Source organism: Corynebacterium sp. HMSC034B08 (assembly GCF_001835805.1).
GTDB lineage: Bacteria > Actinomycetota > Actinomycetes > Mycobacteriales > Mycobacteriaceae > Corynebacterium > Corynebacterium coyleae.
Genome location: NZ_KV825973.1, coordinates 64,347 through 77,105, shown reverse-complemented (window position 1 = coordinate 77,105; position 12,759 = coordinate 64,347). Strand labels below are relative to the sequence as shown.

Sequence of the window (12,759 nt, the reverse complement as noted above, 5' to 3'; positions counted from 1 at the left end):
GGACACTGACGGCAATGAACTCGCCGAGCACGACGGCGCGTTCCAGTACACGATCGGCCAGCGCAAGGGCTTGAACATCCGCGTGCCTGCCGCCGACGGCAAGCCGCGCTACGTCACCGACGTGGACACCGCAACCGGCACCGTGACCGTGGGCCCGCGCGACGCGCTGCGCGTTTCGGAGATCACCGCCGACCGCCTGAAGGTGCTCCACCCGGCGATGTCCGAGGCTTCCGCGAATGGCGAGGAACTCGCCGCTCGCGTGCAGATCCGCGCCCACGGCGGGGTAGTGCCGTGCACCGCGCGCGTTGAGGGCGATCAGATGACACTTACCCTCCACCAGCCACTCGAGGGCGTGGCCCGCGGCCAGGCTGCGGTGTTGTACCTGCCGGATCCGGATGGTAAGGGCGATATCGTGCTCGGCTCCGGCACCATCTGCGCGACGGCGTAGTACGGATTCACTGGGGGGGTCGCGCAAACCTCGTTAGTCGCACCTCGTTTATAGCCGAAAAGGGGATGCGGACAAATTGTTGGAGTGCATGTGGGGGACTTTGTCTCGTTGTTCTGCACTCAGTGCTTGTCGGTGTTCGGCGATGGTGGTGTAGCTGTCGCCGAGTGTCGACTTCAATCGTCTGTGGATGTAGAAGTCGATGTGGGTGTCAACATAGTCGCTCATCTGCGCCACCGTCATTGTCTTCCCTGCGGGAACAGTTGAGTACGGGTTCAACGCTAATGGTGACGCGGTAGCCATTGACTCCAATGGTCGGAAAACAGTTTTGTCTTCAGCAAAGAAGATGGATGCTGAGCTGAATACAGTACCAGTCCAGACTATGGTGGCAGAGGGCCAAGACGATAAGGGAGTTCTTAGTGCAGCTGCCACAACCATTGCCGGTTGTGCTGGTGGCGTAATCGGTTACGATACAATCATGGAAATTCCAGAGAAGAGGGTTTCCTACTGGGACTTGGTAAAGTTCCTCGCTAAGAAAATTGGACCAGGACTTGCGATCAGCTGCATTGCCAGTGCAGGTGGCGTCTTTTCAACCTACATAGGGTGGTAAAACATGCGCTCATTGGTAACGATTTGCGGATTTTTAGTGACACTTGGCATATTTCGTTTTTACACTGATATGCCTTGGTTCCCTTCTGTATTCTTTGGAAGCATCGCTGGGCTTATCGCAGGTGTAGCTCTGACAAAATCCGGGTGGCAGGCAGCCCGTCGAATTGCGTATAACTTTTCTCGGGGATGGTCCTAGCACCGAGTGCCAGGATTGAATCAAGGTGGGGTGCAAAACACTCGCACTATGAAAAGGTTGGTGGGCTCACTCGAGCACTAATCGGTGTGGGTGCGCCAACTATATAGGCCGTTCAGAATGAGAGCGCTATGAGCTCTACCCTGGAGCTGCAGTCCATCTTCTTTAGCAGGGAAGACACCATTCTTTTTACGTGAGGCTCCGAGTAGAACAACGCGTTTGTCCAACTGCCGACAATAGACGTCTCCCCCTCCTGGGAGGTTATCTACTTCAAGGGTTTGGGAAATCGCCGAACGTTCCACGGGGGCATTCCACAGCGTTTCTATACCTCAACAGTGGCCTTGAGGCCAGTGCCGAGGGCAAGACTCCGGACGAAAGATAGAACGCCATTGAGGGCACACACCCTCGAGTTCCACTACGTTGGTCAAGAATGCACTCAGACCGAATACTTAATCGAGCGCGATAAAATGTCGGACGCTTACTCCAAAACTGGAATGGTCGCGGTTTGAGCCGGGAGGCGTGGTCTATCTCCGACAGGAACCACCTGCCCTTTTGTGCCATTATGCAAAAGGCCGGCAGGTCTAGAAAGCGGTTGGCGGGGCGTGGGAGCAGACGAAGGCGCGATCGGGCGACAAAAGAAGTAGCGCAGCAGGGACGTGTCAGGCTATGCGTTGAGCAGTGCCTAGGCGCTACCGCGTAACATCAGCGCCGTGACAACACTGCCTACCACCGCGTTCGGCCTCGGGCCCCTGCCCGGCACCGACCTCGCGCAAGCCGCGGACGTGGTGCTTTCCGAGTCGCTGCTGCCACACATCCCGCAACTGCCAGATCGCGGCGCCGGCTTCGACCTCGTCGGCCGCACCGCCGCGCTGCTCGAGATCCCGATCGCTCCAGGCCCGCGCGGGTGGCGCGTTGCCGCCCGTAAGCGCGCAGACGCCGACCGCATGGTGCGTGACCTCGACCACCTCGAGGAGCTCTGGCACGGCAAAGTAGACACGGTCAAGGTGCAGCTTGCTGGCCCGTTCACGCTCGCCGCCGAGGTAGAGATGGCCAACGGCCACCGCATGATCACCGACCCCGGCGCGCTGCGCGACCTCACCGACGCGCTGCTCGAAGCCTGCAACCAGCACCGCAGCGATGTCGCCGGCCGCTTCGGCGCCACGGTGCTCCAACTCGACGAGCCACGCCTCGGCGACGTCATGGCCGGCACGCTCAAAGGCGCGACTGACTACGAAACCATCGCGGCGATCCCGGAGCCACAGGAGACCCTGCAACGCTTCGGCGAGCATCTGTTGCACACGCCTGTGCTTATCGACGACACCCCGTGGCAGACCACCGACCCCCGCACCTGCAACCGCGACGCACTGGCGCGTCTGCTCGATACGGGGACGCGCATCGCGATCCCGACCATGCAGCCGCGCGAACTGTATCGCGTGTTCGACGAGTTACAGATCGACCCGGCACAGACCCAGATCGATGTGTACGCCGAGCCGGCAGACACGCTGCTTGCAAGCGCGCGCAGTTACGCTGCCGCTCGCGAAATGCACGAAGAACTGGCAAGCCAGTAAAAGTGAGTTAGCCCTGCATTGGCCAGGCGGTGAGCACACCTGAGGCGTCGCGCCCGTTGGCCTCAAAGTACTTCTTGCGATCGGTCTGCATGCGGAAGTACTCCACGGCCTGCCACTCCATGAGGTCGCCAGACTCCATCTGGGCGAGGTCTGGGTAGGCCTTGCGCACCTGCATCCAGGCGACACGGGCGGCAGCGAACGCGTCTGCGGTTGCCTCGTGTGCGTTGTCGATGCGCACCCCGTAGTGCTCGCACATCGCGGTCAGGTTCCGTGGGCCCTTGCGGTAGCGGTCCTTCGCACGGTCGACCACCAGCGGGTCGAACACGGGGCCGGTGACGGTGAAATCACCGGTGAGGTTGCGCAGCACCGTTAAATCGTAGGGGGCGTTAAACACCACGAGCGTCAGGCCGTCTTCCCAGCCCTTCTTGATCGCCTCGACGGTCTCGCCCACCACCTCGTCGTGGTCGCGCCCCTCCGCGCGCGCCTTCTCCGTCGTAATACCGTGCACCTTGGCGGCTTCTTCGGGGATTTCAATCCCGGGATCGGCGAGGGTTTCGTTGGCGTCGACCACGCCGTCGTCGATACGCACAAGCGCAGACGTGACCACGCGAGCCTCGCGCGGGTTAGCGGAGGTGGTCTCCAGGTCGAAGGAGAGCATGCGGGAGGCATCGAATGTGGCCATGCCGGTCATTGTAACGAGCGCGCCGACACGAGTGATCCAAAGTCGTTAACCGAGCTTCCGGACTCCGATAAAGCTGGAGAGCGGAGTTGGATCTCGATTGAGGTCATAAGTGCGCAACAGGTCGATGTACACGCTCTTATCCAGGTCCCAGTCGTATTCATAAGTATGGGGAAGACCCTGTGACGCAGCAAATACGAGATCAGCCATGAGACGGGTGACTCGGCCGTTACCGTCGGTGAACGGATGGATACGAACTAGCTCAGCGTGGGTAGCAATACCCAACTGTCTGGCGGTGAGTAACGAAGCCTCTGCTTGATAACCAAGATTGCCAAAGGAAGCATGTAACTCAGTGGAAATGAATTGCGGATCCACACCGATATTGAGCCCAGTGCGACGGAACGCTCCAGACCAGGTCCAGATGCCGTCGAATAACCACCGGTGAAGCTCGACAAGGAACGATGTTGTCAGTATCTCGTCGAGATGAAGTTCCGAATTGTCGATGTCCTCGAGAACCCTCGCACGAGTAACTGCAAGGGTCTGCTGTTCGAGGCTATGAATTGTGAGCTTGTCAGGGATACGGTCAAAATGTTCGAGCAGCGCCGGTTCGAGCGCACTCATCTCATCTCCGTCGAGCGGGGTTTCGCCGTAGCCGGGGTCTAACCCCATCCGCGTTCCTCGAAAAGCCGTGAGAGGATTTGCTGTTCAAGCTCGGACGGTTCGTAGGTCTCAGGAACGGCACGGCTCTCAAGAGCCATCGAGGCACGTGCAGCGCGGATCGATGCCCCGGATGCTTCAAAGCATTGCGCGTGTGTTGCTGTCATGTTGTGCCTCCCTTCTTCTAGCGCATTGTAGTAGCAGATCGAGTGCCTTGCGGAATACAACCTGGTGAACTTGGGAGGCCTGCTGCAAGCGACAGGATGATTGTTTTAACACCTACACTGGCTCCTCGTGAGTGAAATTTCCGCTGATCTGCACCGTGAATGGGACGAACTAGCCGCCGAGGTCCGTAAGCACCGCGACCTGTATTACAACGGCCAGCCGGTGATTACCGACGCCGAGTTCGACGAGATGTTCCGCCGCCTCCAGAAGATGGAGGAGGATCACCCGGAGTTGGCGGTGCCGGATTCGCCAACGAAGCAGGTCGGCGCGCCGACGGCCGATTCCGCGTTCGCGGACGTAACACACCCCGAGCGCATGATGAGCCTGGATAACGTGTTCTCCGAAGAGGAGATGCGCGAGTGGCTGGACAAGACCCCGGGGCCGTACCTGGCGGAGTTGAAGATCGACGGGCTGTCCATCGACCTGATCTACGAAAACGGGGAACTGACCCGCGCAGCAACGCGTGGCGACGGCACTACCGGCGAGGACATCACCGCCAACGCGCGCGTCATCGAGGACATCCCGCACAAACTCACTGGCGACGCACCCGCGTTCCTCGAGGTCCGCGGCGAGGTATTCATCCGCCCTGAGGACTTCCCGGAACTCAATGAGTTGCGCCAAAAGGAAGGCGGCAAACCGTTCGCCAACCCCCGCAACACGGCAGCCGGCGGCCTACGCCAGAAGAATCCGGAGGACGTGAAGAAGCGCAAACTGCGCATGATCTGCCACGGCATCGGCGCACGCGAGGGCTTTACCCCCGAGACCCAGCATGAGGCGTACGAGAAACTCGCCGAGTGGGGCCTGCCGGTCTCTGAGTACACGCGCCGGGCTGAGACTGCGGACGATGTGCTCAAGGCCGTGAAGTACTGGGGTGAGCACCGCAATGATGCGATCCACGAGATGGACGGGCTTGTGGTCAAGGTGGATTCCGTCGCTGAACAGCGCGGGCTTGGCGCGACGTCGCGCGCGCCGCGTTGGGCGATTGCCTACAAGTATCCGCCGCAGGAGGTGACCACGAAACTGCTCGACATTGAGGTCTCTGTCGGTCGTACGGGCCGCGCGACGCCGTATGCGGTGCTGGAGCCGGTGTTCGTCTCAGGCTCGACGGTGTCTATGGCAACCCTGCACAACCAGCATGAAGTCAAGCGCAAGGGCGTGATGATCGGCGACACCGTGGTGGTGCGCAAGGCCGGCGAGATTATCCCCGAGGTGCTGGGCCCCGTTGCAGATCTTCGCGACGGCACCGAGCGCGAATTCGTCTACCCCGAGAACTGCCCCTCGTGCGGCACGAAACTTGCTCCCGCGAAGGAGGGCGACGCGGACTGGCGCTGCCCGAATACCCGCTCGTGCCCCGCACAGCTCGCCACCCGCCTGGAGTACATCGCATCACGCGGCGTATTCGACATTGAGGCGCTCGGCGAGAAAGGCGCGCAGGATCTCATCGCGTCGGGCGTGCTTATCGACGAAGCCCACCTCTTCGATCTCACCGAAGACGATTTGAAGAAGTCCAGCGTGTACACACGCAAGGACGGTCAAGTCAACGCGGCAGGCAAGAAACTCCTGGCCAATCTAGAAACGGCGCGCCACGCCGACCTGTGGCGTGTGATCGTGGCACTTTCGATCCGCCACGTCGGCCCCACCGCGGCCCGCGCGCTCGCGTCGCGCTTCCACTCGATGCGTTCGCTTATCGACGCCCCCGTGGCCGACCTCGCCGAAACCGACGGCGTGGGCGACGTGATCGCTGAGAGCTTCAAAGAGTGGTTCACCGTGGACTGGCACCAAAACATCGTGGACACCTGGGCCGCGGCTGGCGTGACCATGGAGTCCGACGAGGAAGACCGCGCCCCGCAGACGCTGGAGGGGCTGACCATCGTCGCCACCGGCACGCTGGAGGGCTTCACCCGCGACGAGATCAAAGAGGCGATCCTCTCGCGCGGCGGCAAGGCGGCGGGTTCGGTGTCGAAGAAAACCGACTATGTGGTCGTCGGTGAAAACGCCGGCTCCAAGGCAGCGAAAGCCGAAGAGCTGGGCCGGCCGATCCTCACCGAGGCGCAGTTTGTGCAGCTGCTCGAGGGCGGCCCCGACGCGCTTGTGTAAGGCGCGCGGCGCTGAGGCCGACCAGCGCTGCCGCCCAGACGGCGAGGGCCCACCACAGCCAGATGGGGAACTGGCCGTTCCAGTTCACGCCGAATGAGAGCAACCACATCACCACTGCGGTGATGACCGCGTTGACGAGGGCGTAGATGGGGCCCTTGGCATTCTGCACGGCGCCGAAGGTCGAGGACGCAAGGAGCAGCAGAATCATGACGAGTGCGATCATCGGGTTTCCTCCATCAGGTCGATGCCGAGCGCGTCTACCCAGGCTTCGGTGTCGCCCGCGACGAACGCGGCGCGACTGTGGTCGGCGCGTTCCGGGTCCCAGACCAGCATGGTGCGGAAACCGCCGGTGCCGCCGTTGTGGAACGTGATTTCTTCACCGCCTTCGTCGAGGCTTGCCCAGCCATAGTCGGGCACACCGTGCGAGGACACCCATTCCACGTATTTGGCCATGTCGGCAGCAGTGGAGCGGATCGCGCCAGCCGGGGCCCAGCCGTCCATGTCCCACGGGCCGGCGGGGTGCCCGTTGGCGGCCAGGCCTGTCGGTGCTTCGTCGACGGTGCCAGGTAGCGCCACGTAGGTCGACGTCATGCCAGCGGGCTCGAAGATTCGGGTGCACAGCAGTTCGTCGTAGGGCACGCCGGCGTGTATGGCCAGCAGCTGGCCGAGCAGCGCGTGGCCGTAGTTTGAGTATTGTTCCTCGCCGCGGTTGTTCAGCTCGGCGGAACCGGCGGCGTCGAGTATGTCCTGCGGTGTGTCGCGCCGGTAGGGATTGCCGCCGTCGCGGATGTTCGCCACGAACATGTCCGCGAGGCTCAGACTTTCGGTGGGGGCGAGCCCGGAGGTGTGGTTGAGCAGCTCCTCGATGGTCACATCGGCGACGGGGGCGGAGGGGACGTCGATAAGCTCCTGCACCTGAGTATCCAGGCTGAGCTCGCCGGCGTCGATGAACTGGCGGACAAGCTCCGCGTTGAATGTTTTGGTGATCGAGCCGATTTCGAAGTCATTGTGCTCGTCGGCGCCGAGGCCGCCGAAGCGGACTTCGCCGTCGTCGTAGGTGAAGGCGGCGAGGTTGCGGTGGCCGTCTTCCGCGAGGTGTTCGAGGGCGGAGGAGATCTCGGCATCGCCAGTGTGCTCAGAGGCCACGGAAATGTCGCGGGGGCCGGTGGAGAGCATCAACGCGGCGGCGATGGCGGCGGCGATTACGCCGGCAGCAATGTTGGTAGCGCGCATCAGTGGTCCTCTCCGGCGATCACGATCGCCATGAGCGGGATAACGCGGGCCGGGGGAATCTCGAACATCCCGCCCTGCTTGCGCACCCAGCCGGCGGCCTGCAGTTCCTTCAGGTGGTGGTACGCGGTGCCGGTGGAGGAAACCAGCTCAGATTCGACCAGCTCCGTCACGCTCGCCGGTGCGGCTAAAAGGTGGCGCAAGATGGCGCCGCGGACGGGGTGCGCGAGCGCGGCGATGCGGTCCATTGCGTCGTCCCACGGTTGGTCCGTGATCCACGCTGTTGGGCGGATCCATTCGTAGGAGTAGGTGCCGGTCGGAAGCTCCACGTCGCCTTTGAAGGTGACTGTTCCGTGGTCCACCTCAGCTCCGGAACCGGGGAGTGAGGTGGACTCGGGCGATGAGGCCTGTTCGAGCGCGGCGACGCGTGCTTCGAGGTCAGAGAGGCGTGCTTCAATCGGTTGCATGCTTTCTAGAATTACAGAATTCTAGAAAACATGCAACGGCTGAGGTCTGCGCTAGCGCAGGATCGCGCCGATGATGTAGCCCAAATCGCCGACCTCGCGCACCTCGGAGGCCAAGAAGTCGGGCCCGCCCACACGGCCGACGACGAGCACGAGGTCGGTGCCGTGCAGGGGTGCCACGGTCAGGGCGGTGTCCAACTGGAACCAAGACTCTGGCACCCATTCGTCGAAATCGGGCTGCAAGATGCGCGCGCCCTCGATTGCGGGCATCTGCGGGTTGGAACCGTCATCCTCGGGCGCGGCGGAGGAGGCAGCGACGCGCTCCAGTCCGGCGTCGGTGTTGTTCAGCACCACCGCCCAGGAGGAGGTGACGGCCTTCGGCATGACGTTGACCAACTCTTCGAGCGTGTCGGCCTGTTTGCCGGAATGTGCCGCGATCTGGGCGAGCATTTGGATCTGTCCGCGGCGGTCGACGCGCCCGGTGAAGGGGCGGATCGAGTCCACTTCGGCGCCGTCGACGGATGCGACGGCGGTGATCAGGGTGTCCACCATGACTCCGGTGGGCAGGGTGACCACGATGTCGTCGGTCACGGTGCCGTCGAGTGAGGACTCGACGATGTCCACGGAGTTGATGTCGGCCTCCACGATGCCGAACGCCTCAGCGAGCTGGCCGAGGCTGCCCGGCACATCGGGGAGTGAAACGCGGATGAGGTACGACATGGCCTTATTTATAGCAACTGGGGGAGAAGAAGCGGTGGCGCGACGTGACGTAAGATAAGGCGCGTTAATCGCAACCCACGTTATGCCGAAGGGATGGGACTGTGGCTGAGATTTCACGCGACGAGGTGTCGCGCATCGCACGCCTGGCGCGAATTGCGCTGAAAGACGAGGAGCTGGACACGATTGCCCAGCAGCTGGACACGATTGTGGAAGCAGTGTCGAAGGTGCAAAGCGTGGACACCGAGGGCGTGACCCCGATGAGCCACCCGCACTCCATCGACGCCGGTATGCGCGCCGATGTGGAAAAGAAGGTGCTGACGCAGGAGCAGGCGCTGGATCAGGCGCCGGCTGTGGAGGACGACCGCTTTATGGTGCCGCAGATTCTCGGAGAGGGAGACTAAACGATGACGCAGTACACGATTCCGGCAGAGGGGCTCGTCGCAAAGCCAGCGCACGAACTTGCGGCGATGATTCAGGCTGGCGAGGTCACCTCGCGCGAAGTTACCCAGGCGTTTTTGGACCGTATCGCGGAGGTTGACGACGAGTTGGGAGCCTTCCTGCACGTCGGCGCCGAAGAGGCTTTGGCTGCAGCAGACAAGGTGGACGAGCAGGTGAAGAACGGCGAGGAGCCGGCCTCGGCGCTTGCTGGTGTGCCGCTGGCGCTGAAGGACTTGCTGGTGACCACGGATGCGCCGACGACGGCTGCGTCGAAGATGCTTGAGGGCTACATGAGCCCGTACGACGCCACTGTGGTGAAGAAGTTGCGCGAGGCGGGCATCCCGATTCTGGGTAAGACGAACTTGGACGAGTTCGCCATGGGCTCCTCGACGGAGAACTCCGCGTACAAGCAGACGAAGAACCCGCACGACCTGGAGCGTGTCCCGGGTGGTTCCGGTGGCGGTACCGCTGCAGCGCTTGCGTCTGGTGAGGCCCCGCTGGGCATCGGTACCGACACTGGTGGCTCGATCCGCCAGCCGGCCTCGCTCACCGGCACCGTTGGCGTGAAGCCGACCTACGGCGGGGTCTCGCGCTACGGCGTGATTGCGTGTGCGTCCTCGCTTGACCAGGTTGGTCCGTGCGCGAACAACGTGCTTGACACTGCGCTGCTGCACGAGATCATTGCTGGTCACGACGAGTTCGACGCCACCTCCGTGGACCGCGAGGTGCCGGCCTGCGCTGACGCTGCGCGTGAGGGTGCGTCCGGCGACCTCAAGGGCGTCAAGATCGGCCGTGTGAAGCAGTTCGAGCGCCCCGGCACCCAGGAAGGTGTCAAGGAAGCGATCGACGCCGCTTACGCGCAGCTCGAGCGCCAGGGCGCAGAGATCGTTGAGGTCGACTGCCCGAGCTTCGACGACGTCATGGGTGCGTACTACATCATCCAGATGTCCGAGGTGAGCTCGAACCTCGCGCGTTTCGACGGCATGCGTTACGGTCTGCGCGTCGGCGACGACGGCTCCCGCTCCGCAGAAGAGGTGATGGCCGCAACGCGTGGTGAGGGCTTCGGTGCTGAGGTCAAGCGCCGCATCATCCTCGGCACTTACGCGCTGTCGGTGGGCTACTACGACGCGTACTACCTGCAGGCGCAGCGTGTGCGCACCCTGATCGCCCAGGACTTTGTCAAGGCGTTCGAGGGCTGCGACGTGATCGCCGCACCGTCTGTGCCGTCGACTGCGTTTAAGTTGGGTGAGAAGGTCGACGACCCGTTGGCCATGTACAACTTCGACCTGTTCACGCTGCCGCTGAACCTGGCGGGTCTGCCGGGCATGTCGGTTCCGGCGGGCAACACCTCCGATACCGACCTCCCGGTTGGTCTGCAGCTGATCGCCCCGGCGTTCGAGGACGCACGCCTCTACCGCGTGGGTGCCGCATTTGAAGCCGGCCGTTAATCCCTGGAATACCCTCGCAGCCCTGGCTGCGGGGTATTTTCTTGTCCTGATCGACCAGGGCTTCATGCCCGTGATCACCCCGCTTCTGCCGTACGAAGTCGGCGGGGCGGTGTGGCTGACCAGTGTGTACTTGCTATGCACGGTCGCACCCATGACCGCCACGGGACGGCTTGGCGACGCGTTCGGGCAACGCCGCATGTTCCTCGCCGGCCTTACCGTCTATGTTGCTGCGCTGGCACTGGCGGGTGCGTCGTGGTCGTTCGGTTCCCTGATCGTCGCGCGTGCGTTGCAGGGCTTCGGCGCGGCGGTGTTCTTACCGCAGGCTTTCGGGCTGATCCCGCGCGTGTTTGCCGCCGACAAGCAGGGCCGCGCATTCGCCGTGTGGGGCGTGATCGGCTCGGTGGCTTCACTCATCGGGCCGGTGGTTGGCGGTGCGATCGCGCAGTCCCAGGGTTGGCGTGCGGCGTTCTACGCCCAAGCTGGGTTAGGCGCCGTTGCGCTGGTCGCCGGTGTCATCGCTCTGCCGCGATTAACGACGACAGGGGAGCGGGTCACCTTATTACCGGTCGTGCTGTCCTTCGGCGGGCTTGGGCTGTTGGTCTACGGCATCCAGTTCGGCTATTGGCCCTCGATCCTGTTCGGTGTGCTGCTGCTGGGCGTGCTTGTGCAGTCCGCACGCAACGGCACCGACGACGGGTTCCTACCAATCGAGCTCCTTTCGGACCGCGCTTTTGCACTAGGCACACTCGGCGTGGCCTCCATGGGGTTCACCGTCGCCTCGATGTTCATCCCCCTGATGTACTGGCTGCAGACGGTCGCCGGAGCGTCGCCGTCGGCAGCGGGCCTGATCACGGCGCCGATGTCGGTACTTGCGCTGGTGCTCACCCCGGTGGCCGGCTACCTGACCGATCGCCGCAACCCCGGCAAACTCTGCGCGATCGGATTTGCCCTCAGCGCTGTGGCGCTGGTGCTGGCGATCGCGCTCATCAACGCCGGGGCGGACCTGTGGCGGTTCACCGCAGTCACAGCGCTGCTGGGTATCGGCGGCGCGTTTGTCTGGGCGCCGAACGCGGCTGTGACCATGCGCGGCATCACCGAGGGACAGACCGGCGCTGCGTCCGGGTTGTACAACACCGCGCGCCAGGTTGGCAGCGTGCTCGGCGTGGCACTTGTGGGGGCAGTGCTCGCCTCCGGTGAGATCGATGTGACGGCGTCGAAGGCGCTGGTGTTGCCGGTTGTGGCGATGGTGGTGGGCGTGGTGTCGTCGATACGCATTGCGCCGCGGGCAGGGGCAGGCGCAGCGCGCTAGGCTGGCGTGCATGCGACTTGCCACGTTGACCTCTGGAGGAGATTGCCCCGGACTCAACGCCGTCATCCGCGGCGTGGTCCGTACCGCGAACACCGAATACGGCTCCACCGTCGTTGGATACCGCGACGGTTGGGTCGGTTTGATGGAGGACCGCAGGGTCGATCTTTACGACGACGCCTACATGGACTCCCTGCTTCTACGCGGCGGCACGATTCTGGGCACGGGGCGACTGCACCCGGACAAGTTCAAGGCTGGAATCGACACGATTAAGGCCAACTTGGACGATGCTGGCATCGACGCACTGATCGCCATCGGTGGTGAGGGCACGCTCAAGGGCGCGAAGTGGCTCTCCGACAACGGCATCCCTGTTGTGGGCGTGCCGAAGACGATTGACAACGACGTCGCCGCGACTGACTACACCTTCGGGTTCGACACCGCCGTGTCTGTGGCTACCGACGCAATCGACCGCCTGCACACCACCGCCGAATCTCACAACCGCATCCTGATCGTGGAGGTCATGGGCCGCCACGTCGGCTGGATCGCCCTGCATGCCGGCATGGCGGGTGGTGCGCACTACACCGTGATCCCGGAAGAACCGTTCGACATTGCGGAGATCTGCAAAGCGATGGAGCGCCGCTTCCAGATGGGGGAGAAGTACGGCATCATCGTCGTCGCCG

General features: G+C 63.0%; 16 protein-coding genes. 8 read left to right on the top strand and 8 right to left on the bottom strand.

The features are described 5' to 3' along the window. On the top strand, positions 1-448 hold a 448-nt coding region (locus tag HMPREF2656_RS11225; protein ID WP_371440669.1), incomplete at its 5' end, for an aminomethyltransferase beta-barrel domain-containing protein. Positions 449-496: 48 nt separating this feature from the next. Here HMPREF2656_RS11225 and HMPREF2656_RS11220 read toward each other — a convergent pair. Then, positions 497-748 carry a hypothetical protein gene (locus HMPREF2656_RS11220; RefSeq protein WP_141761084.1) on the bottom strand — a complete coding sequence of 84 codons (252 nt, stop codon included), beginning with the start codon at positions 746-748 and terminating at the stop codon, positions 497-499. A gap of 25 nt (positions 749-773) precedes the next feature. On the opposite strand from HMPREF2656_RS11220, the gene HMPREF2656_RS11215 reads away from it, so the two are divergent. Both HMPREF2656_RS11215 and HMPREF2656_RS11210 read left to right on the top strand, forming a co-directional pair. Beyond that, positions 774-1,055: a hypothetical protein gene (locus HMPREF2656_RS11215; RefSeq protein WP_141761083.1), complete on the top strand. Its 282-nt coding sequence runs from the start codon at positions 774-776 to the stop codon at positions 1,053-1,055. A gap of 902 nt (positions 1,056-1,957) precedes the next feature. Further along, positions 1,958-2,815: a uroporphyrinogen decarboxylase/cobalamine-independent methonine synthase family protein gene (locus tag HMPREF2656_RS11210; protein WP_246825164.1), complete on the top strand. Its 858-nt coding sequence runs from the start codon at positions 1,958-1,960 to the stop codon at positions 2,813-2,815. A gap of 7 nt (positions 2,816-2,822) precedes the next feature. Here the strand turns inward: HMPREF2656_RS11210 and HMPREF2656_RS11205 are convergent, their stop codons facing one another. From HMPREF2656_RS11205 to HMPREF2656_RS13170, 3 genes are read right to left on the bottom strand one after another with little or no spacing between them, the layout of a single operon-like run. Then, entirely contained in the window at positions 2,823-3,497 is a 675-nt protein-coding gene (locus HMPREF2656_RS11205; protein ID WP_070816890.1) for a 3'-5' exonuclease, read from the bottom strand. Positions 3,498-3,542: 45 nt separating this feature from the next. Then, a complete protein-coding gene (locus HMPREF2656_RS11200) occupies positions 3,543-4,163 on the bottom strand; it encodes a Fic family protein (RefSeq protein WP_070422997.1) in 621 nt (206 codons plus the stop codon). Continuing rightward, the gene (locus HMPREF2656_RS13170) at positions 4,154-4,318 is read right to left on the bottom strand and encodes a hypothetical protein (RefSeq protein ID WP_167594517.1); all 165 of its coding nucleotides are present in this window, start codon (positions 4,316-4,318) and stop codon (positions 4,154-4,156) included. The genes HMPREF2656_RS11200 and HMPREF2656_RS13170 overlap by 10 nt, the downstream gene beginning before the upstream one ends. A 127-nt stretch (positions 4,319-4,445) precedes the next feature. Here HMPREF2656_RS13170 and ligA point away from each other — a divergent pair, with 127 nt between their 5' ends. Continuing rightward, a complete protein-coding gene (gene ligA, locus HMPREF2656_RS11195) occupies positions 4,446-6,473 on the top strand; it encodes an NAD-dependent DNA ligase LigA (RefSeq protein ID WP_070816798.1) in 2,028 nt (675 codons plus the stop codon). On the opposite strand, the gene HMPREF2656_RS11190 is transcribed toward ligA, so the two are convergent. Genes HMPREF2656_RS11190 through HMPREF2656_RS11175 form a run of 4 tightly spaced genes read right to left on the bottom strand, consistent with a single transcriptional unit; the run spans position 6,418 to position 8,887 of the window. Continuing rightward, positions 6,418-6,696 carry a hypothetical protein gene (locus HMPREF2656_RS11190; protein ID WP_070816797.1) on the bottom strand — a complete coding sequence of 93 codons (279 nt, stop codon included), beginning with the start codon at positions 6,694-6,696 and terminating at the stop codon, positions 6,418-6,420. The genes ligA and HMPREF2656_RS11190 overlap by 56 nt on opposite strands. Then, on the bottom strand, positions 6,693-7,706 hold the full coding sequence (locus HMPREF2656_RS11185; RefSeq protein ID WP_070816796.1) for a serine hydrolase domain-containing protein: 1,014 nt from the start codon (positions 7,704-7,706) through the stop codon (positions 6,693-6,695). Before HMPREF2656_RS11185 ends, HMPREF2656_RS11190 begins: the two co-directional genes overlap by 4 nt. After that, a complete protein-coding gene (locus tag HMPREF2656_RS11180) occupies positions 7,706-8,170 on the bottom strand; it encodes an ArsR/SmtB family transcription factor (protein WP_070816795.1) in 465 nt (154 codons plus the stop codon). Before HMPREF2656_RS11180 ends, HMPREF2656_RS11185 begins: the two co-directional genes overlap by 1 nt. Before the next feature lie 51 nt (positions 8,171-8,221). Beyond that, positions 8,222-8,887, bottom strand: a complete 666-nt coding sequence (locus HMPREF2656_RS11175) for an ACT domain-containing protein (protein WP_070816794.1) — start codon at positions 8,885-8,887, stop codon at positions 8,222-8,224. Positions 8,888-8,988: 101 nt separating this feature from the next. Between HMPREF2656_RS11175 and gatC the strand changes: the two genes are divergently transcribed. The 4 genes from gatC to HMPREF2656_RS11155 all read left to right on the top strand — a co-directional run. Next, complete coding sequence (gene gatC / locus HMPREF2656_RS11170) at positions 8,989-9,288, top strand: Asp-tRNA(Asn)/Glu-tRNA(Gln) amidotransferase subunit GatC (protein WP_070422994.1); 300 nt, start codon at positions 8,989-8,991, stop codon at positions 9,286-9,288. A gap of 3 nt (positions 9,289-9,291) precedes the next feature. Beyond that, complete coding sequence (gene gatA, locus HMPREF2656_RS11165; protein WP_070816793.1) at positions 9,292-10,773, top strand: Asp-tRNA(Asn)/Glu-tRNA(Gln) amidotransferase subunit GatA; 1,482 nt, start codon at positions 9,292-9,294, stop codon at positions 10,771-10,773. Beyond that, positions 10,757-12,082 carry an MFS transporter gene (locus HMPREF2656_RS11160; protein WP_083319532.1) on the top strand — a complete coding sequence of 442 codons (1,326 nt, stop codon included), beginning with the start codon at positions 10,757-10,759 and terminating at the stop codon, positions 12,080-12,082. Before gatA ends, HMPREF2656_RS11160 begins: the two co-directional genes overlap by 17 nt. Positions 12,083-12,092: 10 nt before the next feature. Then, a partial coding sequence (locus tag HMPREF2656_RS11155; protein ID WP_141761088.1) for an ATP-dependent 6-phosphofructokinase occupies positions 12,093-12,759 on the top strand: 667 nt, incomplete at its 3' end.

Excerpts from the sequence above, each read along its gene's own strand:
- HMPREF2656_RS11220 (WP_141761084.1), bottom strand. The coding sequence starts at position 748 with ATGGCTACCGCGTCACCATTAGCGTTGAACCCGTACTCAACTGTTCCC.
- HMPREF2656_RS11205 (WP_070816890.1), bottom strand. The coding sequence starts at position 3,497 with ATGGCCACATTCGATGCCTCCCGCATGCTCTCCTTCGACCTGGAGACC.
- HMPREF2656_RS11200 (WP_070422997.1), bottom strand. The coding sequence starts at position 4,163 with ATGGGGTTAGACCCCGGCTACGGCGAAACCCCGCTCGACGGAGATGAG.
- HMPREF2656_RS13170 (WP_167594517.1), bottom strand. The coding sequence starts at position 4,318 with ATGACAGCAACACACGCGCAATGCTTTGAAGCATCCGGGGCATCGATC.
- HMPREF2656_RS11190 (WP_070816797.1), bottom strand. The coding sequence starts at position 6,696 with ATGATCGCACTCGTCATGATTCTGCTGCTCCTTGCGTCCTCGACCTTC.
- HMPREF2656_RS11185 (WP_070816796.1), bottom strand. The coding sequence starts at position 7,706 with ATGCGCGCTACCAACATTGCTGCCGGCGTAATCGCCGCCGCCATCGCC.
- HMPREF2656_RS11180 (WP_070816795.1), bottom strand. The coding sequence starts at position 8,170 with ATGCAACCGATTGAAGCACGCCTCTCTGACCTCGAAGCACGCGTCGCC.
- HMPREF2656_RS11175 (WP_070816794.1), bottom strand. The coding sequence starts at position 8,887 with ATGTCGTACCTCATCCGCGTTTCACTCCCCGATGTGCCGGGCAGCCTC.
- gatA (WP_070816793.1), top strand. The coding sequence starts at position 9,292 with ATGACGCAGTACACGATTCCGGCAGAGGGGCTCGTCGCAAAGCCAGCG.